The organism is Chryseobacterium sp. StRB126, assembly GCF_000829375.1.
In the GTDB taxonomy this organism is placed as follows: domain Bacteria; phylum Bacteroidota; class Bacteroidia; order Flavobacteriales; family Weeksellaceae; genus Chryseobacterium.
Genome location: NZ_AP014624.1, coordinates 4,447,773 through 4,472,608 on the forward strand (window position 1 = coordinate 4,447,773; position 24,836 = coordinate 4,472,608).

Annotated in this window: 31 protein-coding genes; 19 read left to right on the plus strand and 12 right to left on the minus strand. The window is 33.9% G+C overall.

Annotation, left to right across the window (positions count from 1 at the left end):
- The first annotated feature begins 482 nt into the window (after positions 1-482).
- The 4 genes from CHSO_RS26040 to CHSO_RS20060 all read left to right on the plus strand — a co-directional run bounded on the left by CHSO_RS26040 (position 483) and on the right by CHSO_RS20060 (position 1,678).
- The gene (locus CHSO_RS26040; protein WP_164464455.1) at positions 483-647 is read left to right on the plus strand and encodes a hypothetical protein; all 165 of its coding nucleotides are present in this window, start codon (positions 483-485) and stop codon (positions 645-647) included.
- A 13-nt stretch (positions 648-660) separates the two neighbouring features.
- Positions 661-1,017 carry a hypothetical protein gene (locus tag CHSO_RS20055; protein ID WP_045500056.1) on the plus strand — a complete coding sequence of 119 codons (357 nt, stop codon included), beginning with the start codon at positions 661-663 and terminating at the stop codon, positions 1,015-1,017.
- An 82-nt stretch (positions 1,018-1,099) separates the two neighbouring features.
- Entirely contained in the window at positions 1,100-1,231 is a 132-nt protein-coding gene (locus CHSO_RS26460) for a hypothetical protein (RefSeq protein ID WP_262483758.1), read from the plus strand.
- A gap of 51 nt (positions 1,232-1,282) precedes the next feature.
- Positions 1,283-1,678 carry a hypothetical protein gene (locus CHSO_RS20060; RefSeq protein ID WP_045500057.1) on the plus strand — a complete coding sequence of 132 codons (396 nt, stop codon included), beginning with the start codon at positions 1,283-1,285 and terminating at the stop codon, positions 1,676-1,678.
- Between the two features lie 71 nt (positions 1,679-1,749).
- Here the strand turns inward: CHSO_RS20060 and CHSO_RS20065 are convergent, their stop codons facing one another.
- On the minus strand, positions 1,750-2,166 hold the full coding sequence (locus CHSO_RS20065) for a thioredoxin family protein (protein ID WP_232509215.1): 417 nt from the start codon (positions 2,164-2,166) through the stop codon (positions 1,750-1,752).
- A 247-nt stretch (positions 2,167-2,413) separates the two neighbouring features.
- On the opposite strand from CHSO_RS20065, the gene CHSO_RS20070 reads away from it, so the two are divergent.
- The 9 genes from CHSO_RS20070 to CHSO_RS20110 all read left to right on the plus strand — a co-directional run bounded on the left by CHSO_RS20070 (position 2,414) and on the right by CHSO_RS20110 (position 8,575).
- On the plus strand, positions 2,414-3,202 hold the full coding sequence (locus tag CHSO_RS20070) for a helix-turn-helix domain-containing protein (RefSeq protein WP_045500062.1): 789 nt from the start codon (positions 2,414-2,416) through the stop codon (positions 3,200-3,202).
- 485 nt (positions 3,203-3,687) lie between these two features.
- Positions 3,688-4,104 (plus strand): DoxX family membrane protein, encoded by a 417-nt coding sequence (locus tag CHSO_RS20075; protein ID WP_045500065.1) that lies wholly within the window; start codon positions 3,688-3,690, stop codon positions 4,102-4,104.
- Positions 4,105-4,126: 22 nt separating this feature from the next.
- Positions 4,127-4,480, plus strand: a complete 354-nt coding sequence (locus CHSO_RS20080; RefSeq protein WP_045500068.1) for a cupin domain-containing protein — start codon at positions 4,127-4,129, stop codon at positions 4,478-4,480.
- A gap of 116 nt (positions 4,481-4,596) precedes the next feature.
- A complete protein-coding gene (locus CHSO_RS20085) occupies positions 4,597-5,274 on the plus strand; it encodes a hypothetical protein (RefSeq protein ID WP_045500070.1) in 678 nt (225 codons plus the stop codon).
- Between the two features lie 65 nt (positions 5,275-5,339).
- Positions 5,340-6,062: an ankyrin repeat domain-containing protein gene (locus CHSO_RS20090; protein ID WP_045500072.1), complete on the plus strand. Its 723-nt coding sequence runs from the start codon at positions 5,340-5,342 to the stop codon at positions 6,060-6,062.
- A 58-nt stretch (positions 6,063-6,120) separates the two neighbouring features.
- Entirely contained in the window at positions 6,121-6,612 is a 492-nt protein-coding gene (locus CHSO_RS20095) for an STM3941 family protein (protein ID WP_045500074.1), read from the plus strand.
- Positions 6,613-6,806: 194 nt separating this feature from the next.
- Positions 6,807-7,838: a hypothetical protein gene (locus tag CHSO_RS20100; protein WP_045500076.1), complete on the plus strand. Its 1,032-nt coding sequence runs from the start codon at positions 6,807-6,809 to the stop codon at positions 7,836-7,838.
- Positions 7,839-8,142: 304 nt separating this feature from the next.
- Positions 8,143-8,265 carry a hypothetical protein gene (locus CHSO_RS26680; protein ID WP_410493411.1) on the plus strand — a complete coding sequence of 41 codons (123 nt, stop codon included), beginning with the start codon at positions 8,143-8,145 and terminating at the stop codon, positions 8,263-8,265.
- Between the two features lie 28 nt (positions 8,266-8,293).
- Entirely contained in the window at positions 8,294-8,575 is a 282-nt protein-coding gene (locus CHSO_RS20110) for a hypothetical protein (protein ID WP_144428994.1), read from the plus strand.
- 4 nt (positions 8,576-8,579) lie between these two features.
- On the opposite strand, the gene CHSO_RS20115 is transcribed toward CHSO_RS20110, so the two are convergent.
- The 3 genes from CHSO_RS20115 to CHSO_RS20125 are packed head-to-tail and all read right to left on the minus strand — an operon-like array spanning position 8,580 to position 10,372.
- Complete coding sequence (locus CHSO_RS20115; protein WP_045500085.1) at positions 8,580-9,173, minus strand: hypothetical protein; 594 nt, start codon at positions 9,171-9,173, stop codon at positions 8,580-8,582.
- Positions 9,174-9,190: 17 nt separating this feature from the next.
- On the minus strand, positions 9,191-9,670 hold the full coding sequence (locus CHSO_RS20120) for a hypothetical protein (RefSeq protein WP_045500088.1): 480 nt from the start codon (positions 9,668-9,670) through the stop codon (positions 9,191-9,193).
- Positions 9,671-9,727: 57 nt separating this feature from the next.
- Entirely contained in the window at positions 9,728-10,372 is a 645-nt protein-coding gene (locus tag CHSO_RS20125; RefSeq protein WP_045500091.1) for a hypothetical protein, read from the minus strand.
- A 221-nt stretch (positions 10,373-10,593) separates the two neighbouring features.
- On the opposite strand from CHSO_RS20125, the gene CHSO_RS20130 reads away from it, so the two are divergent.
- Positions 10,594-11,088: an SRPBCC family protein gene (locus CHSO_RS20130; protein WP_052480670.1), complete on the plus strand. Its 495-nt coding sequence runs from the start codon at positions 10,594-10,596 to the stop codon at positions 11,086-11,088.
- A 127-nt stretch (positions 11,089-11,215) separates the two neighbouring features.
- On the opposite strand, the gene CHSO_RS20135 is transcribed toward CHSO_RS20130, so the two are convergent.
- From CHSO_RS20135 to CHSO_RS20145, 3 genes are all read right to left on the minus strand, one after another.
- Positions 11,216-11,722, minus strand: a complete 507-nt coding sequence (locus CHSO_RS20135) for a hypothetical protein (RefSeq protein WP_045500096.1) — start codon at positions 11,720-11,722, stop codon at positions 11,216-11,218.
- 14 nt (positions 11,723-11,736) lie between these two features.
- Complete coding sequence (locus tag CHSO_RS20140; protein ID WP_144428995.1) at positions 11,737-12,345, minus strand: hypothetical protein; 609 nt, start codon at positions 12,343-12,345, stop codon at positions 11,737-11,739.
- Between the two features lie 140 nt (positions 12,346-12,485).
- Positions 12,486-12,947: a DUF3291 domain-containing protein gene (locus tag CHSO_RS20145; RefSeq protein WP_045503048.1), complete on the minus strand. Its 462-nt coding sequence runs from the start codon at positions 12,945-12,947 to the stop codon at positions 12,486-12,488.
- A gap of 93 nt (positions 12,948-13,040) precedes the next feature.
- Between CHSO_RS20145 and CHSO_RS20150 the strand changes: the two genes are divergently transcribed.
- Complete coding sequence (locus CHSO_RS20150; RefSeq protein ID WP_045500101.1) at positions 13,041-13,403, plus strand: winged helix-turn-helix transcriptional regulator; 363 nt, start codon at positions 13,041-13,043, stop codon at positions 13,401-13,403.
- A gap of 43 nt (positions 13,404-13,446) precedes the next feature.
- Here CHSO_RS20150 and CHSO_RS20155 read toward each other — a convergent pair whose 3' ends face one another.
- The 5 genes from CHSO_RS20155 to dnaK form a co-directional block, all read right to left on the minus strand.
- Positions 13,447-13,992, minus strand: coding sequence for a hypothetical protein (locus CHSO_RS20155; RefSeq protein WP_045500104.1), 546 nt, complete (start codon positions 13,990-13,992; stop codon positions 13,447-13,449).
- Positions 13,993-14,344: 352 nt separating this feature from the next.
- The gene (locus tag CHSO_RS20160) at positions 14,345-14,797 is read right to left on the minus strand and encodes a DUF1569 domain-containing protein (protein ID WP_045500106.1); all 453 of its coding nucleotides are present in this window, start codon (positions 14,795-14,797) and stop codon (positions 14,345-14,347) included.
- A 38-nt stretch (positions 14,798-14,835) separates the two neighbouring features.
- On the minus strand, positions 14,836-16,425 hold the full coding sequence (locus CHSO_RS20165; RefSeq protein ID WP_084221037.1) for a tetratricopeptide repeat protein: 1,590 nt from the start codon (positions 16,423-16,425) through the stop codon (positions 14,836-14,838).
- A 486-nt stretch (positions 16,426-16,911) separates the two neighbouring features.
- Positions 16,912-18,147, minus strand: a complete 1,236-nt coding sequence (locus tag CHSO_RS20170) for an erythromycin esterase family protein (RefSeq protein WP_045500109.1) — start codon at positions 18,145-18,147, stop codon at positions 16,912-16,914.
- Positions 18,148-18,394: 247 nt separating this feature from the next.
- On the minus strand, positions 18,395-20,290 hold the full coding sequence (gene dnaK / locus CHSO_RS20175) for a molecular chaperone DnaK (RefSeq protein ID WP_045500113.1): 1,896 nt from the start codon (positions 20,288-20,290) through the stop codon (positions 18,395-18,397).
- 384 nt (positions 20,291-20,674) lie between these two features.
- Between dnaK and ppk1 the strand changes: the two genes are divergently transcribed.
- From ppk1 to CHSO_RS26045, 4 genes are all read left to right on the plus strand, one after another.
- Complete coding sequence (gene ppk1 / locus CHSO_RS20180) at positions 20,675-22,747, plus strand: polyphosphate kinase 1 (protein WP_045500116.1); 2,073 nt, start codon at positions 20,675-20,677, stop codon at positions 22,745-22,747.
- The gene (locus CHSO_RS20185) at positions 22,744-23,628 is read left to right on the plus strand and encodes an exopolyphosphatase (protein WP_045500119.1); all 885 of its coding nucleotides are present in this window, start codon (positions 22,744-22,746) and stop codon (positions 23,626-23,628) included. The genes ppk1 and CHSO_RS20185 overlap by 4 nt, the downstream gene beginning before the upstream one ends.
- Positions 23,629-23,972: 344 nt before the next feature.
- Entirely contained in the window at positions 23,973-24,626 is a 654-nt protein-coding gene (locus CHSO_RS20190; protein WP_045500122.1) for an NAD-dependent epimerase/dehydratase family protein, read from the plus strand.
- Positions 24,623-24,772 (plus strand): hypothetical protein, encoded by a 150-nt coding sequence (locus tag CHSO_RS26045; protein ID WP_171817672.1) that lies wholly within the window; start codon positions 24,623-24,625, stop codon positions 24,770-24,772. The genes CHSO_RS20190 and CHSO_RS26045 overlap by 4 nt, the downstream gene beginning before the upstream one ends.
- The last annotated feature ends 64 nt before the right edge of the window (positions 24,773-24,836 follow it).

The window sequence follows — 24,836 nt, forward strand, 5'->3', positions numbered from 1 at the left end:
TATTTCGACAAAGTCAAAAGACACAAAAGTTTTATTTTAAAACACTTTAGTTCATTTTAGAATGTTAAAATTAGACTGCAAAAAAGTTCACGAAAGATGAAAATCTTAGATTTTCAAAACTTAGGTGTACTTCTTATACATAAACCTTGTCACTTAAAATAACTTAAGTGTTATTATCCTTTTGCCACTTTTGTGGTTTATAAAATCCTTTGTGTATAATAAACTTACAAGCTCAAGATTTTGATATATTTTCAACTATTCGTGGCTATAGTGAAGCCTCTCTTACTATTCTTGAAATCTTGATACATCTTAATGGTTCCTATCCATCTTTTCCAATTTGATAAAATCCTTATCATTTTGAAATGTTTTTTCATCTTTCAAACTTCAAACAAAAACACACAAATAACTGTTTACCAATTAATTATACGAAATAAAATTTCAAAGGTACACCATTGGCATCATTACTTTCAAAACATAAAAAAATGGACTTGAAAACATTGAACAGAATAGACAAATTAAGAAGATTAAAAAGCAGAGGACCACAAACGCCTAAATGGCTGAAGCCTTATCACCTTCTTTTTATTGCTTTTTTAATCATTTTCATGTTTGGAGCCTTCATTAAACTATTGGAGCAAAACCACATTTAACACAATATATACTATGAACTATTTACAGGCTGTACAGGAAATCACGGAACTATTTCCTGACTTTGAAACGGAATTGAATGAAACCAAAAGTCCAAATTCCTACAGTGTGATCCGGACTTTCACGGAACGTATTAAAAATATGATTCGCCAGAATGACAGTAATCTGCTATTCAAAAGTTTACAAAAGATAGACAAAATGTACAATCATGGTGACACGCTGTTAAAAAACGCCATTGAGAACACTTTTATTTACTCTCTGGACAATTTTACCGCGTTTTGCAGCAAAGAATACCGTCAAATGATCTTCAGTCACATTTCTTCTGACCTGAAAAAGAGCTATTCGAGACAAATTTACAGTCATGGTTTATAAAGTGTTTATTACATTTTTAAACGATTTCATTACAAAGTGTTTAAATTAAACAAAATTAAAAATAACTCACAATCAATAGATTATGAAAAATAAAATCAGAAGAATTTCCGACTGGAAAACATTGAAAAACACGACCAACAGACACAATACAGAGATATTACTCACCCACATCGCTGTGATTGTTGGTGTTTTTATTTTTGCAGCATGTCTTTAAATTTTGGTATACATTTCGCTGCAATATAAAGTGTTTGAAAAATTCTTAATTATGATGAAAGTACAAATGCAAACTATTAATCAAAAAATAGCTGTTGAATACTTAAAATTTTTCTATCCGCGACTTCGCAAAGAGATCATACAGTTATCTGTTCAGGATAATTTTGCAGGAATTATGCAGGCGACCGTTAACTATCTGAAAGGTCTGCTGCAGGAATCGAAGATCAACATTATTGCCCATCACATCAAACTGATGGACGGACTTTACAGAAATGGAAACTCCTATGTAAGAACAATGATCGAAAATATCTTTGTAAGATCTTTTGAAAGCTTTAAAAAACATGCTAAAATTGCCCATTGGAAGCTTCTTTACCAGTATATGCCGGTAAGTTTCCAGATCATTTATAATGAACAGCAGAAGCAGGATCAGATTTACTTTGGAAAATAAAATTCAATAGATAAAAAATCGCCTCAAATAAAAGTATTTGAGGCGATTTTTTGGTTCACATATCAAAACTTTTACTTCTTGGTAAATACCTTTTCAATGCTTGAAATCTCTTCTTTACTCAATTTTGAACTTTTCTTAAGCTTGGCGATAAAAGTGGCTACTTCTTCAGGAGTTGAAGGTGATCCCAAATTTTCTCCTTTGGCATTAAATGAGTCTGCCATCACCTCTCCTTTTGGATTTAAGATCAGCCAAAATGGAAGTCCTGCATTTTCTCCTTTGTATTTATTCATCAATTCCTGTCCACCAGGATTTTCAAGCGACTTCTTCTCTCCTCTTTCCTGAACATCTACATAAGCCGTAACAAATCTATCCCCGAAAATAGGTTGTGTTTCCGGAAGATTCATATTTTTTTCCATGATCTTACACCATTTGCACCATGAAGCATGAAATACTAATAAAACATTTTTCTTGCTTTCTTTAGCCTCAATAGATGCTTTCTTTAATACAACATCAGCTTTTTTCCTGTGCTACACCCAGCTGAAACAATAATAGTGCAACGACCACAATAATTTTTGAATATTTCATTGAATTTTATTTTATGCAGTACGAATGTAGGAATTTTTCTCTTTTATATTCACTGAAATTCACCGTATAAAATCTATATTTAACATGATCATTTTTTGTAATTTCGTTTTAATAAATTAATATTATTTCCATTTTTAATCAATACAAAAAATGATTGAAGTAAAAAAATATTCTAACCAGTCAGGACATCCCGAACCAAGAAGGGTTATAAAATATACTTTGTTCTGGTGTAGTAAAGGAACTGCTGAAGTTCTGATTGACGAAAATGTTTTCATCCTGAAAAGCAGCCAAACCATTACCATTACTTCCGGGCAGTTTCATCAGCTGGTCTCGGTGGAAGGTGAACTTACTGCTCTTGAATTCACCTTAGATTTTTTCTGTAAAAGTGACAGTGATATTGAACTGATTTTTCACAACGGATTATTCTGCCACTTTGGAATGAATGAAATGATTACTGTTCAGCACCCCTCATTTTTTACAGAAACACTCAATCTAATTGAAAAGGAAATTCAGGAAAAACCTTATCAATACCTAATTTCCACCCATTCTTTGGTAGAATTATTATTGGTGGAGATTAACCGCAGTAAAATTGCCAATGGTGATGAAATATGGAAACCGGATGCTCTGTTCTTAAAATTTTTGGAAAGTGTCCGAAATAATTTTTCAAATAATCATCCTGTATCCTATCATGCTGATGCTTTGGCAACCACTGAAGCTAAATTAAATGAAGTTTCTAAGCTTCATACCCATAAAACGGCACAAAACGTCATCTACAGCCTTACGGTTTCCGAAGCCAAAAGATTATTGCTTTATGAAAAACTGAGCGTTAAAGAAATTGCCTACCAGCTTGGATTTAATGATCCTTTTTATTTCTCAAACTTCTTTAAAAAACATACCTCCCTTTCTCCAAAAGACTATCAAAAGTCAGTGAAGAATTAGAAATAAAGTCAGGAAGCCGGAAGTTTCTGAAGTCCATATTGCAATAATGAATCAGTGCTAAAAAACTTAATGAATGTAAAGAACCAAAATAATTAATCTTTTACCCTCAAAGTTTTTGCTGTTTTTTCACTCAAAGTTTTTATTTAAAATACGCATTATTTTTAAGCGGGCTAAGAAGGAATTGATTAATCAATTCTGATGAAGCCAATATTATCCAGCTGCTTCATCAAATCAACTCCGTTGGTTCCACTTTTGCCTCCTTAAAAATAAAACATAAGTTTCTTAAGACTTTGCGTATCAATTAAAAGCAGATTCAATATAAACAATACTATATTCCTCAACTTTTTGAAACTGGTCTAATATAATGTATTAACCCAAATCCTAAGCTTCATCAAATATTACATCCTTTTCCGGAAATTGTCTATTCTTTAGATGATCCCTTTCTCTGAACTTTGTACCTGTCATTAAGACCTAAAATTACTCTTATGAAAACAAGACAGGACATCGCCGTTTTTATGCTAAGAATAGCATTGGCAATCGGATTTTTATCAGCAGTAGCAAGCCGGCTGAATCTTTGGGGAGCACAATCTTCAGGATGGAAAAATTTCGTTCATTATACTGCTGAAGTGAATTCATTTTTACCTATTTCATGGGCTCCAACCCTTGCTGTCTTATCTACCATTACGGAATTAACGATTGGCATTCTACTCTTGGTAGGATTTCAGATCCGCAGAACAGCGCTTTCTGCATCTGTTTTAACCTTACTCTTTGCCATAGCTATGAGCATTTCTTTTGGCTGTAAGGAACCTTTGGATTATTCTGTCTTTGTGTTCAGTGCCGGAGCATTTTTACTGAGTACTTTTCCTCGTTATCTATGGTCTTTAGAACAATTTTCACATTAATCATCATTTAAAATTTAATATCATGAGCACAAGTATCAACGATTACATCGTAAAAACAGAACAAAAAGAATGGCATCCTTTAATTGAGAAAGGAATTCACTACGAAGGTATTTTTGTAAAATCTTTAAAATTTGATCCTGAGCAAAACCGGTCTACCACAATCCTTTTAAAGTTTGAACCTGGAGCAAGCTATCCTTATCACAACCATCCTGCCGGCGAGGAACTTTTCATCCTGGAAGGTGATGCGGTTATTGCAGGTGGAAATCTGGAAAAAGGAGATTATTTGTATACTCCGCCTAGCTTCAAACATTCTGTTACTTCAGAAAATGGCTGTATTATTCTGTTCATCGTTCCGGAAGAGGTGGAAATCCTTTAATCTGGTCATTCATTTTATGATAAAACCTGTGGTGAAAGCATTCTTCATCATAGGTTTACCCCTTTTTGCTCTCTTATTCATCCTAAAAAATGTATCTTTGACTATCAAATTACATCATGAATAAAGATCTTGAAGCTTTTAAAGAACATTTATCGTGGCTGATTCATCCTTCCCAAATTGATACCGTTTCAGAAGCAGAAATCAGTTTATCTCCAAAATTCACAGATACATTTCCTATTCTCACAGATTTAATATCTCAGGCAAGAGTTCTGAATCTGGACATTGACCATCAGCCTCACCGTCTTTTTTCCTGGACGAATAAAAACCATGAAATTTTCGGCTGGTTAAACAAAACAGAACCTGATTTTACCTCACCCCTTCCATTTATTGAAGAGCACAGGTTACTACTGGACGAAATTGGCGGAATCCGGGAGTCTTTTAATCAACCTCATCCAAGCTTATCAAATAATCAGGAGTTTATGTTCCTTGGATCAGAATGTTCGCTGGGAATTAATGATTGGGACGATCATTATGAAGATTTATGTAACAATGAAAACCAGCTTCCAATAGATTTTAAAAACTTTATCACCTTTGTTATTGAGGCTAATGGAAATGCTACGGTTTATGACCCCAAAACAAAAGAAGTTTTCCTTTTTGCCCACGATCATGCTTTTGACAATGTAGATTTTTTGGAAAATCAACCGGAATACACCTTTCATACATTCCACAACATCACCTATTTTGCAGACTATGTGGAAGCATTGGCTCAGGAATGGAAAAATGAACTCCTATAAACCTCCTGTTTCACTGTAATCCTTGAATTAGTTACTTTTTACACCTTATTAAAATTATATTTAGAATGAAAAAATTCGGAATATCCGTTCTTATATGCCTTTCCTCATTATTAAGTGCCCAAACCAAGCAGCAGATTGATGCTTTCTATAACGCCATCCGCGAAAATAATTTTCCACTGGTAAAAAAAATGGTTGACCAAGGATACCCTATTAAAGTCATGCTTCCGGGGCAAACAGCACCGGTATTGGCAGCGATCTGGAAAAAAAATTTCCCTATGGTTGAATATATGGTTGAAAAAGGAGCCAACATTTCTGCTGAGAAAAAATTAGTAGATGGTGCTATTGAATATGGAAGTCCGGAAATTACTTTCTACCTTATCAAAAAAGGGGCTTATGCTAAAAATGCATTATACACTGCCATCTTCTATGAAAATTTTGGTATTGCCAAAGAGCTCTATCTGAACCACCAGCCTCAGATTATTAATTATGAAGATCTTGGAAATCTTTTATTACTGTCTGTAAAAAATAAGGACTTAGAATTCATCAAAAAAATTCCTCTAAAAGGAAAAGATTCACCAATGGATTTTTATAATTATGATGGATATAATGCTTTATTACTTGCCGTAGAAAAGAATGATACTGAAATTGCAAAATATCTTCTGTCTCAGGGTGCTGATAAAAAATCAAGAATTAGCTTTGAAATTGATAGTGGTACTGTGAACGGAAAGACTGCCTTACAAATGGCTAAAGCCAATAAAAATATAGAACTTCTGAAACTTTTGAAATAGAACAGATACCCGATTTCTTATGTTGAATAAGGCATTTATCTAAGGAAAAATATACCATATGGCTGAAATTAAATTCAGAAAAAGCAATATAATCATCAGCATCATTCTTTGCTTGCTGGGATTCTTCTTTTTTGTTTATTTGTTGCTAACTCAGTATTTTGTAGTAAAAATAATCTCCATTTTATGGGTTTTTATTGTACTCTATATTATTTTCATCAAATACAGACAGTTGGTTAAAGTTAATAAGGGAATTCCTGGATTGGAAATCAGTAATAAAGGAATCACCAACCATACTTCATTACAATCTGTATTTATAGACTGGAATGATATTGAAAGTTTTCAAGCCGGTTTTTACAGAACAACAAATATTTTTATTCATTCTAAGGATCCCGCAAAATACAAAGACCAATGGATGAATAATCCTCTACAACTCATTGGCAGTTTTTTTTCTTCCAAACCTGAATCACTGTGGATAGATACAGAAACTCTAGACATTGAAAAAAAAGAATTATTGGTATTGCTGAATCATAAGCTTCGTGAAAACACGTAATCCCCTGATTTTGTAAAGAGTCTGTTATTCAATAAAAGATTTAGACAACATTTTATTTTCAATATTCTTTATTTTATTGTATTTTGCTTCCCCTCAAAAATATTGGAATCAGGATAAAGTCTGGGCATTATTTTCTAATCTTTTTGATTACAATCTCATGCTTAATCTGATATAAAAAACTAAAAACCAATACGATGAAAATAAATATTAAAAAGAAAACTGTCATACTCTGGAGCATTGCGATCATTGCAGTGATTATCCTACCGGATTCTGAAATGTATTATCAACAATATAAACTGAGATCTGAAAAACTCCCGGAACAATATAAACCATATACTACACTGGATAGCCTGAAAGATAATGACTATGAAGTCATTAAACTATCCCGTGGTATCCATGAACCTGTTATTCAGGAAAACGACAGTACAATTGTCATCATTACCAAAAGAGATCATGATTCTGAAAAAGAAAGTGCCAATAATATCTATACATGGTATAAAATAAATCTGAAAGGGCAGATAACAGATAGCCTTCAATATCAATACAATACTGAAAACGGCATTCATAATTATCAGACTTTCAATGATTATATTGTGGATGTAGATCAGAACACCTACAGTAATTGGCTGAAAGATGGTGATACAACTCATTATCCTTATAAAAATATAGATGACACCAAAATATTCTCAGTAGCAGAAACTGAAAACATCATTGCAGACAGGGATTATATGTATGATGATATTATTCACTCTGAATCCTCTGGAAATGAGTATAAGTATAAATTGACAGTATTTAAAGACAATGTCTGGAATTATTTTTATGCTGAAAAAGACTGGCACGGTTATCCTAAAAATATACCCAACAAAAAAGCTGTTGATTTCAGCAATGCCGGCTATGAGGTAGACAAATCTACAGGGCTTATTCAAAGAGATCATGTTCAAAAAGAAGAATGGAATGCCCGTACTTTCTGGAGTTTAAAAAATCTAAGCTGGGGAACCGGAAATGGTTCGGGCCGCAATGGATGGACAGGAACATCTTATTTTTCCATCAAAATGCCCAAAAAGACACTGCATTACAAACAGGATGCTTTCATAGAGCACCCCGACAACTATGTAAGAGATCCTTTTACTTTTTTTGTATACCAGCCTAAAAATGGAGATTATATGCTGCTCATTGATGAAGAACGCCAGCTTTACTATCTTATAAGGCCTAAAAAGATCGGTTAATTTTAAAGTACGTCTCAATATAATATTCATATGAAAATTCTTACACTTTTTTTGAAACGCCTACTCATCACTGCTATTCCCTTGGTTTGTTTATTTATTTTTGCTGAAGTAGCTTTTCAGAATAACCGGAAAAAGGAGCATCCTACAGATGTTGGTTTAGGAATAATGCTTTTACTGGCGTTTATTCTAATCATCCTGTTTATAGGCTTTATGGCAGATTTCATCATCAGACTGAGAAAGAAAGAGTATCAAACAGCTCTTACTGATCTTCCTTTTCTATTATGCTTTTTTATTCCTGCTCTTTATATCTCGTGCTTATGGACAGGTGGTGATGGCTTTTGCAGCTGGGTGCTTGATAGTGTACGTAATTTATGATCCTGATCGTTTTACTTTTTTGTTTTTTACTTGTAGGTGTTCTTTTATTTAAGCGCACATTAAAAATCCTGTTTATTGTATTGGCGATATTATTTGGAATAGGTGTCTATTTTCTTCACGGAATTGGTATTGAAGACTATTATGGCCGTAATAATCATATTTATTTTGAGGGTAAAGAAGGTGATACGGTTGTTATGGTAAACAATCAAACGCAACAGCCTATTGCTACCGGGCAAATTCAGAGAAAAACATGGAACAGAGTATTCATAGTGTCAGAAAAAGATACATTGGATCTGATGGACTGGATTGAAAAGGAAGCCGGATATATGGCCGAAGTAGATTGTAAACTGAAGCAGAAGTGAAAAATTAAGCTCCTGCTTTTATGGTATAATAGGTATTAAAACCTTTATAAATATGGGTTTCTTTTAATTTCCCTTTTTTATATATTTCAATTGTATTGGTATCTGATGTTTTTTTATGGAAGTATTTTATTTTGGTTAATTGTTGATCACTATTAAAAAATTCCGTCTTCAGATTTCTGCCGTCTTCCTGATAATGGATGGTCTCCAGATTACCGTTTTTCTTATATAAATACGTTTTTGAATTATAAAAACCTCCCTGGTCATAAGTAATTCCTTCATACTTGTACTGAGCCGTGTATTTTCCTTCTTTTACTAACTGTTTCTTGTCATTATAAATAAAATAGTAAGCTCCATCCTTCGGATTGAGCAATTCATAATGTATTGTTAGCTTCGGCTTAGTTTCAGGATGTTTTACAATCAATTCTTCTTTTCTGAAAACCGCAGGATCATTTTGATAAACCCGTAATGTATCTGTATCTTGAGAACCTCCCTTGAAATAGGCTTTGGAAATAAGTGTATTAACAGAATAATCCTTCGCTTTAATACAACTGCACCCAATAATTATGGCAAAAAATAAAAGAACTGATCGTATTTTCATTATAAGTTTTTTGATATTTAAGGGACCGTTTCCACACCTGAAAGCTTAAAGTTTCCTTTTTCATCCTTTAGCCAAAAGACAAATTGAGCTCCTTCATGACCGTCTCCAAACTCATTTGGACGATAAGTAGTATACAGTACGATATAATCTCTGTCTTTGAATCCGGGATCAGAGCCGTCAAAAGAAAATTTTATTTCATTACGCCCTAATCTTTCCAGTAATTCTTTGTTGAAAATAGTGCGGATATGTTTCTTGTAAAAAGCATCTTTTCCTACAAAATAACTTTTTCCCGGTGTTTCATCAACACACAGAGAACAATATACTTTTGAGGTTGTTAACTGATTCAAGGCAGTATAATCTTTCTCAGTAATCAGATGAATTACTTTTTGAGTAAACTGTTCAGCTTTAGACTGTAGTTCTTCGTTATCTTTTTTCTGTCCGTAGCTTATCAGGTGAAAGCCTATAAAAAGTAATGACAGGTATTGTTTTAATTTCATTTTACTATTTGTTTTGGTTCTTATTTTACAATCACAGACTAATGACATTTTATATTTTTAACAAGGAAACCACCACCGGATTGAATGTATTAAGTTATTTTTAAAATATATATTAATGTGTCCGTCGGAAATTCCCTCTTTATCCTCTCTTAACCTGATAACCGGAAGCTCTCCTTCACCGGAAATCTCCAAATGATCAATATTTCGTACAGAGTTAGGAAATATTTTTCTAATATCCTCCAGCCTAGTTTTAGAATCTATTCTTTTCCCTTTATACAGAATGAAATTTCCATTGAGAAACCTAAATTCATTAACGCCTACCTTTTCTTTACTATTTTCAAAACAAGATCCGTTTTTATACAGGTATTTATCTTCCGGAGTCCCTTCATCAAAGATGTAAGCACAAGGATCCTCATCAGCCATAAGCCTGATACTGTCCGGTTTTCCAAAAACCTTTTCAAAATCTTTAAGATCAAAAATTCTTTCGGCCTTACCATTGAACCGTATGTCTTCTGCCAGCATGACATCATCCTGCCCGTCTTTTACTTCCTCTGAAATCTCTTTTGAATTATCTCCCGTTGAATCGACTTTCCCCTTACTTTCTTTCAGCTCAGTTTTAGATGACACGGTGAGTTTTTCCTCTTTTTTCTTATTGCAGGCCTGCAATAGAATGATAACAAGTACAATAGAAAAATACCTCATACATTAGTTTTGCTTACATGGTGTGAAACGCTTCGATTCAAAAGCAAAGGTTATTTTGTCCTCAACCAAAATCGTTTTATTTATCCGTGCTAAAGTACAAAAAACAGTGTATTAGAATACTATTCTCTCTGATTTTCATTTTCTTTCATCTTATGATTTATTTTTATTTTGTATTTTTAGTATTCAATTAAAAACCAAACCATTATAACTCATCATTGAACATGCTGAATATTTATCATTCTTTACTCATTGGAGCATCAAGGGAAAAAGTCTATCACGCTATCAGCAGCCAGTCCGGATTATCTGCATGGTGGACACCGCAGGCCAAAACCAGTGCTGAAATTGGCAGTATTGCCCGGTTCTCTTTTGGCCCGGATTATTTTAAGGAAATGAAACTCGTAAAGCTTAGCCCTTTTGAAGAAATTCAGTGGCATTGTGTTTCAGGCGCTCATGAGTGGATAGGAACTGATATTTCTTTTCATCTTTTATCCGGCGATAAGGAAACATTGCGTAAAATGCATCCGGAAATGGAAGGCCAAATTGAGCAATTGGTATATGACAGCGGTACCTTATTAATTTTTCACCACAAGGGCTGGGATACCTATTCACCTATGTTTGCTGAATGCAATTATACCTGGGGACAATTTCTGAGAAGTTTAAAATTGCTTTGTGAAACCGGCAAAGGCAAGCCCTGGCCTCACCAGCACCGTCTGTGAGAAGGCTGGAAACCGGAAGAAGGACGCTGGAAGTTACTTTTAGTCTTATCATGAATGATTATCATAAAATCAACTTATAGCAATTCTTTAGGAGTGTGGTAATTCTCAGTTTCCAGCTTAGATGCAATTATGGAATAACATCAATTCCTGTTATTTTAAATTTCCCCTCAGTTTTCCTCAAAGTAATCATTCCTTGAGTACCTTCCCAATGTTCCGAAGGCGGAACCAGGGTATATAAAAAGGAAATTCCGTGTTGCTTCATTTCTTCATTAAAATAAGGATGGAAAAACTGTATAGTAAACTTCTGATGTTTTCTAACTTCAGCTTTTAACTCTTTCTCAAAAAAGATTTTATAATGTTCTTTATAAAATAATTCCTTGGCTACCTTCACTGTGACAAGGTTACTGTTTTTAGACTTAAGATAATCAAGGCACGGTCTGCAATAGAAGGGAAATTCACAAAGTGTTTCTAATTTGGCTTTATCATTTCTGATAACAGCATCCGCAAAATCTTTCCAGAATTCTTGCAAAAGAATCTTATCCTGAGTGGAGATTCCATGAGCAGAGTTACCTGCCTGCCCATGGATTGACACTGAAAATAAAAGACCGCACAATAAAGCCGGAATACTTTTCATAGCAGATTATTTTTCTACTTCAGATTATTATTTTCCTTATAAAATTTATCGTCTGTTTCTTTAATAAAATCAAGATAACTGAAATTAGCAGCCTTGTTTCTGCGATATTGCAGATAATCATTATAATATTGGAATACTCCGCCTAATCTGGATGTTAACAAAGGTGTTTCCTTGGCACTGATAGCTTCTACATATCCCACTTTCTTTCCTTTTTCATTCACCATAGACAATACCAGATAGGTGATATTATTCTGTTTGCCACTAAAAACTCTGGCTCTTTCTACATCATCTTTCCCGTTATCAAAAACCAGTTTGAACTTATCTTTCTTATTCAACAGATGGTCCAATACTTTTTGAAAATTGTCCGGATTTTCAAGAGTCAATTTAAATCCTTCTAACTGAGCTCCTTTATCTTTTCCATAAAAAGAAAGCATACCTGGAGTATAGAACTCTGAATCCGGAGCGTCTTCAATATTAATTCCGCCAAAATTGATAGGAAACTTACCGTCATTAACTATATCCGCTTTGTATACGGAATATTGAACAGCTGGTGTTCCCACTCCGATTCCATACGATTTCAAACCCAATGTTTTTAAATCTGCCTGCTTAACGGGAAGCATCATTTTTTCTAAATCAAAACCCTGGCTTTGACATGATTGAAATAAAAATGAAAAGCTTAGTATTACAAAGAGAAATTTCAGTTGATGCATCGTATTAAAATTTTAGATTGGTAATAAACGGACAAGATACAAAATTTAGAATCTTAGTATTTATTATTTAATCCCGGTTTCTGAAATGCAGTTTGAAAACTGAAAGCATATTCGGATGGCCCGTTCTTCTGAAGATATTCTAATCTTTCCAGCGCTTCTTCTACACTGGGATATTGACCGTCTTTAATCCACCACAGCACATAATACGCTTTCCCATATTTTTGAAACCATTCTTTTCTTCTTCGTAAAAAATCCACATGAAAGGTTTTATAAGTAAAGTACTCCAATGATTCTTTGTCTTTCCATACGGAGAGATTGATGATAATCTGTTCATCATTAAATGGATTAAAACCTGTAGCATTATTATCTTCATCTTTTAATCTCCAGACAAAGCCATTGCTCTCTTCTGCCAGTTGATTCACTGAATCAAAATGCTCTACAAATTCTTTCATTACCGGATCTTCAATATTCACGCCTATCATCTTGGCTACGTTAATCTGTGCTAATTGATACATTTTATTATTTGCTGTTTTATGTCTATTATTGTGTAAAAATAAACTCTGCAGCATAAGTATAAAATAACTATCAATTTAGATACTATAAAAAAGATGGAAAAAGAATGTGAGACGTCCTATATCAATATCGGTGAAAAATCCTATCCCTGTGCCGTAAGTTTTGTGATGGATCTTATTGGCGGAAGATGGAAAGGAGTAATTGTATGTCATTTAAAAAATGGTGATAAACGGTTTGGAGAACTCAAAAAAGAACTTGCCTTTATCACGGAGACAACACTCAGTCTTCAGTTGAGGCAACTGGAAAGAGACGGACTGATTACCAGAACTGTTTTCGGAACAAAACCTCCTGTGAAAGTAGTTTACAGTTTATCGGAATTGGGCACTTCGTTCATTCCGTTGCTGGATAATATCAATGATTGGGGTAAAAACATTCTGGAAAATAAAATAACATCTTAAAAACCTGACTTATTCTTTCAGATTCTTAAGATGTTAGCTCTGTTTAATATACTTTGCTTCCTTTGATAGTGAGGGTATGTTTGGTTTTTATTGAGGGGCAGCATCTTCCATCCTCTTCTGTATATTCCAGTTTTTCGACAATGATTTTTCCATTTTTGATGGTATCAAAAGCAAAAAGATAATCCGGTTCATAACCGGCAATCACTTTAACGGCATGCCCATCATTCTTGTACAATGATAATCCCTGCCCTATGAGTGCGTTTCCGCCTTCTGGGGCAATATTCCAATAAATGGCTACATCTTCTATCCCATCACCGGTAAAGTCACCAACATGAGGATCCTGAAGATCAATCACTCCATCATCATAGGTTTTAAGAATCTTAGGTAAATAGGCTTCAAATTGTTTCACGGCTAACTTTACGGCTTCTTCTTTAGAAATTCTGTCTTTAGACGATTCTTTAGATTTTTCTTCTTCTTTGGATAAAGATTTTTCTTCTTTTAGCTCCCCTTTTTGATGTTCTTTACGCTCAGAATTGTTACAGCTTATTAATACTGCCAGCAGACCTATTACACCGATGATTTTTTTCATATATTTTGTATTTCAGAGGATAAAATTAAGAGGATAAATATACAGCAATATGATAAGATCAGGACTATTGCATCTTTATTTTACCTCCTCACGTATAAAATCCTCATCAATTACTCCTTACCTAAAAAATAATAATGATAACCAAAATATCAATCGCTGAAATAAAAAGTGGAGTCTATATACAATTTTACACCCTTGTCATTCTGACGAAGGAAGAATCTCATATTTGGCTTAGATTCTTCATTTCACTTCTGAACTACGTTCGCAGGTCTTCAGCCTGTATTCAGAATGACAGGGTCAAAATAGTAAAATATTAGGGTCAGTGTAAAATTGTATATAATTACCTAAAAAGTTATACTCCGAATTGTCTCAGATGATGATCCATGTGCTTGTATGCCGCTATTCCCCATTCGTGAGTTGAAATATTTCCAAAAGCAGGATGAGAAAGGGTTAAAGGATGAGTATTGACAGGGAATTCATTAATTAAATGGATAAATTCATTTTTATATTCCTCAAAATCAAGCTCATTGGCTTTTCCTTTGGTATGATGCTCCAGTTCACTCTGAATATTCTTTTTAAAATTGGGGGCAATATAAAGGGCAAGGATTCTCAATAAATATTGCTTTATTTGAGTCTTATTATATCCTCTGCTTTCTTCTAAGATTTGCCGGTTACAGGAATTACAATGAAGAAGCATTTCACTAGCCGTCATGGTTCCCCATTGAGGCTGATGGGTTACCGATAAGTTCTTAACCCTTACAATAATGAAATCAGCAGCCTCCTTTTTTAAAAGATTCTTTTTCATAGTAATCATGATTTTATAATTTTAAAAATCAACCTGTCTTATTTAACTAAGTTCTTCATCCAGGCGTTACAATCTATATCTGAAGGAATATTATATTTTTTCCGGAATCTGGTTTTCCGTATTTCTACAGCATGAACAGTTACCGAGGTATATGTTGCTATTTGTTTGGTGGAAAATCCAAGATATAAAAAAGCAGAAAATGTAAGTTCCGAAACTTTGATTTTGGGATTAATCTCCAGCATTTTTTCATACACTTCCGGATATACTTCCTGAAAACGGGCAAAGAATTGTGGGGAATTCTCCTTAGCCATGTGTATCAGTTCAGCAAATGATTCATTAACCTGCAACTGGAGCTTTTCAATAGTGTCCTCTCTTTCTGTAATCATCATATTCTGATGCTGAAGTTGATTTTCTTTTTCTTTAATAATTTCCTTTTTTCTCTTCCGGATATTAAGATTTCGGATAAGTGCCCCTATCAGTATAGTAATGGTTGCAATAGCTATAGCAATCACCAGAATCAGAATCGTCTTATTTTCTTGTTCTTTTTCAGTTATTTTCTGCTCCTGCTCTTTTTGCATATTTTTTAGTCCTTCCTGAATATGCATCTTATCTTCTGAAGCATTTTTTTTAAATTGATCAGTAGATTTTTTTAAATAAGCTTTTTCTTTATCATGATCACCCAACATTCTGTACGCCGAAGCTATTTTAGATTCAACATATTCTGCAGAATGCCCCATCTGGGATTTATTATCTATGGTCCTTAAATAATAATCAATGGCTTTATGATAATTACCCATCTGAAAATAATAATCGCCATAAACTTCCAGAAAAGGAGACTGGTAAGCAAGATCTTCAATCAACGATTGATCGTAAGCTTTCTTAATAAACGGATAGGCTTCCTGAGGCTTATTCTGTTGTAAGTAGATCCAGGCTTTATAAAAATAGATATAAGCTTTACGCCAATATATTCGTTTAACCTTCAGGTATTCTTTCTCAGGAATCTTTTCAATAAAAGCTATAGATTTATCAGCATATGCATGAGCTGACGGGTAATCCTCCATATCTATATAAGCATCCCCAATAGTCATATAAGTATTCGCTTCCAGAATTTTAGAATAGATATCTTTTCCTTGAGGGATCAGCTTTAGGACTTTAAATTCTTCTTCCAGCTGTTTATTCGGCATAGATATAAGACCATAATAGTTTGCTGTAACCTCAGTAAATAACGCTTTATAAAGTGGATTGGCTGTAATTGCCTCTTCTTTCATACCTTTCTCTATATAAGAATACCCCTCTTTCAACTCACGTAAAAAAAATAAATTCCGGATGATATAATAGTACGACAATACCTTTTTTTCAGAGTCTCCTTTTTTTTCGGCAAGCAAACTTGCTTTCTTAGCATAGCTTAAGGATTTTTTATAATCCCTGAACATAAACCTATCAGCCAGATTCAGTAGATCATTAATATCGGTTCCCTCTTTTGAAGAATCATCAGATGAAATTAAGGATGAAGACAGATTGGTTTTAAAGTTTTCCGAGACAGATAATAAAGATGACATTTCTTTTGTCTCAGTTCCTGTTACAATCAGACTTATAAAACATAAATAGAAACAAAAAATATACTTCATATTATTTTGCTAACAAACACATCATGAAAAATAAATGCGATAAATATAAACAAATAATTAATTTTTAATATTAACAGAAGTTCAAAATAAAATACCTGTTGATAAACCTCTTAAAAAGTTATTACTAATCAAATAGTAATGGTTATTTTGGAGTCTATATACAATTTTACACCATTGTCATTCTGACGAGGGAAGAATCTCATATTTGGCTTAGATTCTTCATTTCACTTCTGAACTACGTTCGCAGGCCTTCAGTCTGTATTCAGAATGACAGGGTCAAAATAGTAAAATATTAGGGTCAGTGTAAAATTGTATATAATTAACGTTATTTTTTTGACATTGAACTCTTTTGACCCAAAACAACCCGGCGGTAAACAGAGTTTACCGCCGGGTTGTTTTATACATTAAATGTTAGTTACGTTTATCATTTCAATTATTCTACTATAATAAAGATAATCAATTCGTTATACTTTCATATTACATTCTTTATTTTGAGTTACCAACTAATAATTTTGAATTTGTTGACTTATTTATGAATATCAAATAATCAAAAGAGTGAGCCACATTGGTTTTTGTAAATTCATTTTTATCCGTACCTGATCCTGTTTTTCGAAATAGAATATCTTCCAAGATCCAATTGCCAAGTTTGTTCCCATCTTTTTTGATTGCTTTTAGATCTAAAATAAAAATTGGAATGTTAAGTGAGTTAAGCTTATATTCTAATGTTTTGGGACCTGCTTTTTCTGAATTATAAGTACCGAGCCTCCCATCCATACTTGCAGAATAAGTACCTTCATAAAAGGCAAATCCAAAATTTACAAAATCGTTATCATACCTTTCATTGAGCCAATACCCCATTCTATCTGATTTTAATTTTGCAATATGATAATTATGAGCCGAGACTATTACTTTAGAATTCAAATAGTTTTCTTTTATCCATTTAATATTCTCCGCCATAAATTGGTCTCTCCTAATAAAATTGAGTTCGCTATATTGTCTTATAATATCTATATTTTGCAGGAAACGCAATTTTTCTTCTGGATTTTTTATGGAGATAGATTTTTGCTTTATTAAAAATAGGTACTCAGCTATAATTTTTTGACTTTTTTTAGCGTAAGTTCTGAAGCCTCTGTTGTTTTCCTTTAAAGCTATTTCCAGGTCATTAATCTCTTGTTCGGACAAGTGATTTTCTTGATATGTTTTTCTTATTTGATCTATTGCTCCTTTGGCAAACTGCATATCGAAACCATCAAAAAAAACTTTTGGATTATGATTTTCATTGTATTTTTTTAACCATTCCACAAAAGCTAAAGTTTCTTGGGTTTGCCACAGCCAAAAGTACATTCCCTTTAGAATATCTTTAGGATCTCCTTTTTCTTCCTGAATATATTGATTCATTAAAAAGCTTTCAGGCATATTGGCTTCTAGCGAAAAGACGTTGAAATTTTTATTAGCTATCAAATATTCACTTATTCTATATTTCATTTGATACACTTCACTTGAACCGTGAGTAGATTCTCCTAATCCTACTATTGTAGAATTTCCAATGAGTTTGTTTAAGATTAGCAAATCACTAGTATCCCTTTCGTCCGGATTAAAAGTTTTGATTGGATATATAAACTTTGAAATATATTCTTTTTCTTCAGAATTTAAATCATTTTTTGATTGTGCCTTGATTGTTATAAAAAATACAATCAAAATACAAGATAATTTTAATTTCATTTACTACTTATAATAGATTAAACAATTATACAAAAATATCACTTAAACTTCTGGAGAAATTTAAATCATATCAGATACCAGTGTATACTTTTTTTAGTCGCAGATAGTTCACTATGACTGATAATCTAACAATTTTATAATCTGATAAAAATATAAAATCAGCAAGCAAATATCAAAAAAGAAAAACCGCTATAGACAGGTGTCTATAGCGGTTTTATATGTTTTATTAATTAGTATTAATCAATAATTATTTTACTTCTTCGAAGTCTGCATCCTGTACATCCTCACTTCCAGCGTTGTTTCCACCTGCGTTTTGAGCACCTGCATCAGCACCTGGCTGTTGACCAGCTGCATATAATTCTTCAGAAGCTGCCATCCATGCTGCATCTAACGCTTCAGTTTTAGCTTTTACGTCATCAACATTTTTAGCTTCGAAAGCAGTTTTTAATTCTGCGTGAGCTGCTTCAATGGCTGCTTTTTTGTCAGCAGAAAGTTTCTCACCGAATTCTTTCAATTGCTTTTCAGTTTGGAAGATCAATCCGTCAGCTTTGTTGAAAACCTCAACTTCTTCTTTTCTCTTAGCATCAGCTGCAGAATTTTCCTGAGCTTCTTTCTTCATTCTTTCGATTTCTTCGTCAGAAAGACCTGAAGAAGCCTGGATTTTAATAGTCTGTTCTTTACCAGTTCCTTTATCTTTAGCAGATACACTTAGGATACCATTCGCATCAATATCGAAAGTTACTTCAATTTGAGGAACTCCTCTTGGTGCTGGTGGGATATCTGTAAGATCGAATCTACCGATTTCTTTGTTATCGTTGAACATAGATCTCTCCCCTTGTCCTACTCTGATGCTTACCGCTGGTTGGTTGTCGGAAGCTGTAGAGAATACTTCAGATTTCTTCGTTGGGATTGTAGTATTCGCTTCAATTAATTTAGTGAATACAGAACCCATAGTTTCGATACCTAAAGAAAGTGGCGTAACATCTAGAAGTAGTACGTCTTTTACATCTCCTGTTAATACACCTCCCTGGATAGCTGCACCAATAGCTACAACCTCATCCGGGTTAACTCCTTTAGATGGTTTTTTACCGAAGAATTTTTCTACTTCTTCCTGAATAATAGGGATTCTTGTAGAACCTCCTACCAAGATTACCTCATCGATATCAGAAGTTGATAAACCTGCATCTTTTAATGCTTTGGCAACCGGCTCCATAGATCTTCTTACCAGATCTGCAGATAATTGCTCAAATTTAGCTTTAGTTAAAGTCTTTACTAAGTGTTTAGGACCTGTAGCTGTAGCTGTAATATATGGTAAGTTGATTTCAGTCTGTGGAGAAGAAGATAATTCGATTTTTGCTTTTTCAGCTGCTTCTTTTAATCTTTGAAGCGCGATAGCATCTGATTTTAAATCTACACCTTCTTCAGCTTTGAATTCGTCAGCCATCCAGTTGATGATCACATCATCAAAATCATCACCTCCTAAGTGAGTATCACCGTTTGTAGATAATACTTCAAATACACCATCCCCTAAATCAAGGATAGAGATATCGAAAGTACCACCACCAAGGTCATAAACTGCAATTTTCTGATCTTTATGGTTTTTATCAAGACCGTAAGCTAACGCTGCAGCTGTAGGCTCGTTGATAATTCTTTCTACTTTAAGACCTGCAATTTCACCAGCTTCTTTAGTAGCTTGTCTTTGTGCATCGTTGAAGTATGCAGGAACAGTAATTACCGCTCTTGTTACTTCCTGGCCAAGGTAATCTTCAGCAGTTTTCTTCATTTTCTGAAGCGTCATTGCAGAAATTTCCTGTGGAGTATATTCTCTATCGTCGATTTTTACTTTTACAGTATCATTTGGACCTGAAACAACTTTATAAGGTACTCTTGAGATTTCGGCAGCATCTTCTTTGAAGTGTGTTCCGATAAATCTTTTAATAGAGTAAACTGTCTTAGTTGGGTTTGTTACAGCCTGTCTTTTTGCAGGATCTCCTACTTTTCTTTCTCCGTCTTCTGTAAATGCTACAATAGAAGGAGTTGTTCTTTTTCCTTCTGCGTTAGGAATAACAACAGGGTCTTTACCCTCCATTACAGCAACACAAGAGTTGGTTGTTCCTAAGTCAATTCCAATTATTTTACTCATAATATTTTATATTTTTTCTAATTTTTATATTTAATTTACACTCACTATTTCACAACATTTGTACCATATCCCGTTTTGTGACAAAATGACACAATCAAGACAAAAACCCTGAAATAATAAGGGTTTTTGTTCTTTTAATACTGAAATTTTTTCATGTAAATCTGATTTTGATATTATTTTCAGACATAATCATCTATACAATTTAATATATAATAAAGGTCAAAATATAGTCAAACTGATAGAAAACCCACATGAGGATCTGTAGAAATATAGGAGAATAGAACTACAACAATGAAATTGTTAAAATTAATCAAAGTTTAACCTAAGAAATAGAGGCAGAAACTGGACGAATTCTTATTTTTGATAAAATATATACATTTAAGAATGTCATTACACTTTAATCCACGAGATATTACATGGTTAGCCTTTAATGAAAGGGTTTTGCAGGAAGCCATGGATGAAAAAGTTCCTTTACATTTAAGAATACGTTTCCTTGGAATTTTCTCCAACAATCTGGATGAATTCTTCCGAGTGCGTGTTGCCGGATTAAAGCGTGCCATGGATTTTAAGGAAAAGGTAATTGCCGAGTCCTTTTATCAACCACCCTCCAAAATTCTTCAGCATATCAATGACATTGTGATGAGACAACAGCTGAATTTCGATAAAACCTGGAAAAAAATTCAGGAAGAAATGGCTGACCACAAAGTTTCCATCAAAAATTCTAAAAACCTGACAGCCCCACAAAAGGATTTTGTCAGAAGATATTTTGATGAGGTGGTAGAATCTAATGTAATCCCTATTCTTCTCCATGAAAATACTCCAATGCCTTATCTGAGAGATAAAAGTCTCTATCTTGGAGTTGCCATGAGAAAAAAAGACTGGCAGTATTCCAGTAACTATGCCATCATAGAAATTCCATCCCGATTTGTGGGCCGGTTTGTACTGCTTCCTACTGAAGATCCGGAAGAAAAGAATGTAATGCTTCTGGAAGATGTAATTACCTTCAACTTACCACATATTTTCTCGTATTTCGGGTATGATGAATTTGCAGCCAATGCTTTTAAAGTAACCAAAGATGCAGAATTGGATCTGGATAACGACATCCGCACCAATTTTGCAGAAAAAATAGAAAAAGGACTTAAAAACCGTAGAAAAGGGAAACCTACCCGTTTTGTTTTCGATAAAGATATGGATAAAGCTTTGCTGGAACTCCTTATCAGAAAACTGAATTTAACCAAGAAAGACAGTATTATTCCAGGAGGAAAGATTCATAATTTTAAACATTTCATGGACTTTCCTGATGTTTTTGAAACCTATGCAAGACCTGTGGAAAGAACTTCTTTCACCCACCAGGCTTTTGAGCATGGAGAAAGAGTGACTGATGTTATCATGAAAGAAGATGTACTGCTCACTTTCCCATATCATAAATATAACCCTGTGATTGATCTTTTGCGTGAAGCAGCCATGGATCCGGATGTAAAATCAATACAGATTACAGCTTACAGGTTGGCAAGTAATTCAAAGATCATTAATGCTTTAATCTATGCAGCCAGAAATGGTAAAGAAGTCACAGTAATGCTTGAACTTCAGGCAAGGTTTGATGAAGAATCCAACCTGGAATGGAAAGATATGCTGGAGCCGGAAGGAATCACCGTTTTGGTAGGACTTCCGAACAAAAAAGTTCATGCCAAGCTTTGTGTTATCAAAAAGAGAGCCCACAACAAAACCATTCAATATGGATTTGTGAGTACCGGGAATTTCAATGAAAAAACAGCAAGAATTTATGGAGATCATCTGCTTCTGACTTCTGACCGTGGTATTATGGCAGACATCAATAAAGTGTTCAATGTACTGAAAAAACCAAAAGATGATTATCTTCCGGTTTTGAAAACTTGTAAAAATTTATTAGTTTGCCCTCAATTTATGCGTGAAAAGATTGTTCACCATATTGATAAGGAAATTGAAGAAGCTAAAGCAGGAAGAAAAGCAGAGATCATTGTTAAAGCAAATTCACTGAGTGACAGATCATTAATTGAAAAATTATATGATGCGGCCACAGTAGGAGTAACCATCAGACTGATTGTAAGAGGAATCTACTGTGCCGTTAATCAAAAGGAATTTAAAGAGAAAATTAAGGCAATCAGTATTGTAGACGAATATCTGGAACATGCCAGAGTAATGTATTTCTACAATAAGGGAGCGGAAGACATCTACATTTCTTCTGCCGACTGGATGACCAGAAACCTTGATTATAGAATTGAAGCTGCTGCCAAAATAACTGATAAGAACCTTAAAAAAGAATTAAAAGACATTCTTGATATCCAGCTCAGAGATAATGTAAAAGCCAGAATTTTAGATAAAAAACTGAGCAATGAATATATAAGGAATGATAAAAAAGAATGTCGATCACAAATAGAAACCTATAAGTATTTAAAGGCTAAAACAAGCAAAAAATGAAGATAGCAGCAATAGACATAGGAAGTAATGCCGCCAGACTTCTCATTAATGAAGTAAAGATAAACAATAAAAAACCGGAATTCATCAAACTGAACCTTCTGAGAATCCCTCTTAGATTGGGGATGGATGTGTTCACTATCGGAAAAATAGGTCCTGAAAGAGAAAAAATGGTTATCGATTCCATGAAGATCTTCAGTGATCTGATGAAGATTTACAAAGTAGATCATTATAGAGCTTGTGCAACAAGCGCCATGCGTGATGCTGCCAATGGTGATGAAATCATCAGACAGGTACAGGAAACTTCAGGAATCAATATTGAAATTATTTCCGGTGATGAAGAAGCTACCCTAATTTATGAAAACCATGTTGCTGAAGGTCTTGACAAAGAATTTGCTTATTTATACATTGACGTAGGAGGAGGTTCCACAGAGCTTACATTCTATGAAAACGGTAAAATGGTATATGAAAGATCTTTCAATATCGGAACAATCCGTCTTCTCAACAATCTTGTTACTCTAGATAACTGGAAAGAAATGAAGGATGAGATCAAAAATAATATTGTCAGCAAAAGGCCAATTGTGGCTATTGGCTCAGGAGGAAATATCAATAAGGTATTCTCCATGAGCAAAACCAAAGATGGAAATCCCATGTCATTAACTCATCTGAAAAAGGTTCATAAAGAGTTTAATGAACTTTCTGTAGAGGAAAGAATGACAAAATATAGTCTTAGGGAAGACAGAGCCGATGTATTGGTTCATGCCTTAAGTATTTTCAATAATGTAATGGCCTGGTCGGATATCAATAAAATTTTTGTTCCGAAGATTTCAGTAGCAGATGGTTTGATCCAGAATATTTACAGCCAGTTACAGCATAAGAAATAGTTTTTAAATCATAATTTCATTCAAAACCGGACACTTTTTGCCCGGTTTTCTTTTTCCACACCGTCATGGCGAGCGCAGCGAAGCAATCTCATCATTACCATAATCAGAAATATTTCATGTAAAACCACCCTATTTTAGGTTTTGGCTAAAGCCAATGGAATTTGATTATTTTATTTATTGAGCGGCAGGGCTAAAGCCCGCCCCTAGTGATGTTGATATCCGCATGGATATATACACGGATAATAGTTGTTTAACGACAAGAACTTTTATCTTTTATCTTTTATCTTTTATCTTTAAAGTAATTCCCTATCCTCATTCGTCATACAACTATCAATAGCAAAACAATGAATCCAATCAAAATAATTCTTACAGGAGCTACAGGCATGGTAGGCGAAGGTGTTTTAATGGAATGTCTCGAAAATCCGAATGTTTCTGAAATCCTTAGTATCAGCAGAAAACCAGCCGGAAAAAAGCATCCTAAACTAAAAGAATACCTCGTTTCAGACTTTTTATCCATCGATAGTAATGATGAAAATCTCAAAGGCTATGATGCCTGTTTCTTTTGTGCCGGAATTAGCAGTGTGGGGATGAATGAAGAGGATTACACCAAAATCACTTATGATACCACCATTCATTTTGCAGAGGCTGTTTTACACCAAAATCCTGAAATGGTATTCAGTTATGTATCCGGAGCAAGTACCGACAGCACAGAAAGTGGAAAATTGATGTGGGCAAGGGTAAAAGGAAAAACAGAAAATACTTTAAAAAAGATGAATTTTAAAGGTGTTTACAATTTCAGACCCGGATTTATGAAACCTGTTGATGGTCAGATCAATGTAAAATGGTTTTTCAAACCTTTTATTTGGATTTTTCCTATTTTTTTACCATCAAAATCATTAACTTTACATGAAATTGGAAAAGCTATGATCAATACCGTAAAAAAAGGGTACCCTTCTTCAACTTTAGAAATTCGAGATATTAAAAATTTAGCGATATGAAAGGTATGTTAAAAAGAATTGTTCTGGTTATTTTTATACTCTTGCTGCTGACTGCAGTTTCAGGGTTTTTATATATGCAGAAACACCCTCTGGAAGGAGCTAAATCTGGAACAATGTTAAATTTTTCCGGAAAGTCTTCAAAATAGCTGAATATTAAACTCCATAAGGGTATCCTAATTTTATCTTTTATCAGAAACAAACCTATTTTTT

Coding starts and splice junctions, on each gene's coding strand:
- CHSO_RS26040 (WP_164464455.1), top strand. CDS start 483: ATGGACTTGAAAACATTGAACAGAATAGACAAATTAAGAAGATTAAAA.
- CHSO_RS20055 (WP_045500056.1), top strand. CDS start 661: ATGAACTATTTACAGGCTGTACAGGAAATCACGGAACTATTTCCTGAC.
- CHSO_RS26460 (WP_262483758.1), top strand. CDS start 1,100: ATGAAAAATAAAATCAGAAGAATTTCCGACTGGAAAACATTGAAAAAC.
- CHSO_RS20060 (WP_045500057.1), top strand. CDS start 1,283: ATGATGAAAGTACAAATGCAAACTATTAATCAAAAAATAGCTGTTGAA.
- CHSO_RS20070 (WP_045500062.1), top strand. CDS start 2,414: ATGATTGAAGTAAAAAAATATTCTAACCAGTCAGGACATCCCGAACCA.
- CHSO_RS20075 (WP_045500065.1), top strand. CDS start 3,688: ATGAAAACAAGACAGGACATCGCCGTTTTTATGCTAAGAATAGCATTG.
- CHSO_RS20080 (WP_045500068.1), top strand. CDS start 4,127: ATGAGCACAAGTATCAACGATTACATCGTAAAAACAGAACAAAAAGAA.
- CHSO_RS20085 (WP_045500070.1), top strand. CDS start 4,597: ATGAATAAAGATCTTGAAGCTTTTAAAGAACATTTATCGTGGCTGATT.
- CHSO_RS20090 (WP_045500072.1), top strand. CDS start 5,340: ATGAAAAAATTCGGAATATCCGTTCTTATATGCCTTTCCTCATTATTA.
- CHSO_RS20095 (WP_045500074.1), top strand. CDS start 6,121: ATGGCTGAAATTAAATTCAGAAAAAGCAATATAATCATCAGCATCATT.
- CHSO_RS20100 (WP_045500076.1), top strand. CDS start 6,807: ATGAAAATAAATATTAAAAAGAAAACTGTCATACTCTGGAGCATTGCG.
- CHSO_RS20115 (WP_045500085.1), bottom strand. CDS start 9,173: ATGAAAATACGATCAGTTCTTTTATTTTTTGCCATAATTATTGGGTGC.
- CHSO_RS20120 (WP_045500088.1), bottom strand. CDS start 9,670: ATGAAATTAAAACAATACCTGTCATTACTTTTTATAGGCTTTCACCTG.
- CHSO_RS20125 (WP_045500091.1), bottom strand. CDS start 10,372: ATGAGGTATTTTTCTATTGTACTTGTTATCATTCTATTGCAGGCCTGC.
- CHSO_RS20130 (WP_052480670.1), top strand. CDS start 10,594: ATGCTGAATATTTATCATTCTTTACTCATTGGAGCATCAAGGGAAAAA.
- CHSO_RS20135 (WP_045500096.1), bottom strand. CDS start 11,722: ATGAAAAGTATTCCGGCTTTATTGTGCGGTCTTTTATTTTCAGTGTCA.
- CHSO_RS20140 (WP_144428995.1), bottom strand. CDS start 12,345: ATGATGCTTCCCGTTAAGCAGGCAGATTTAAAAACATTGGGTTTGAAA.
- CHSO_RS20145 (WP_045503048.1), bottom strand. CDS start 12,947: ATGTATCAATTAGCACAGATTAACGTAGCCAAGATGATAGGCGTGAAT.
- CHSO_RS20150 (WP_045500101.1), top strand. CDS start 13,041: ATGGAAAAAGAATGTGAGACGTCCTATATCAATATCGGTGAAAAATCC.
- CHSO_RS20155 (WP_045500104.1), bottom strand. CDS start 13,992: ATGAAAAAAATCATCGGTGTAATAGGTCTGCTGGCAGTATTAATAAGC.
- CHSO_RS20160 (WP_045500106.1), bottom strand. CDS start 14,797: ATGAAAAAGAATCTTTTAAAAAAGGAGGCTGCTGATTTCATTATTGTA.
- CHSO_RS20165 (WP_084221037.1), bottom strand. CDS start 16,425: ATGAAGTATATTTTTTGTTTCTATTTATGTTTTATAAGTCTGATTGTA.
- CHSO_RS20170 (WP_045500109.1), bottom strand. CDS start 18,147: ATGAAATTAAAATTATCTTGTATTTTGATTGTATTTTTTATAACAATC.
- dnaK (WP_045500113.1), bottom strand. CDS start 20,290: ATGAGTAAAATAATTGGAATTGACTTAGGAACAACCAACTCTTGTGTT.
- ppk1 (WP_045500116.1), top strand. CDS start 20,675: ATGTCATTACACTTTAATCCACGAGATATTACATGGTTAGCCTTTAAT.
- CHSO_RS20185 (WP_045500119.1), top strand. CDS start 22,744: ATGAAGATAGCAGCAATAGACATAGGAAGTAATGCCGCCAGACTTCTC.
- CHSO_RS20190 (WP_045500122.1), top strand. CDS start 23,973: ATGAATCCAATCAAAATAATTCTTACAGGAGCTACAGGCATGGTAGGC.
- CHSO_RS26045 (WP_171817672.1), top strand. CDS start 24,623: ATGAAAGGTATGTTAAAAAGAATTGTTCTGGTTATTTTTATACTCTTG.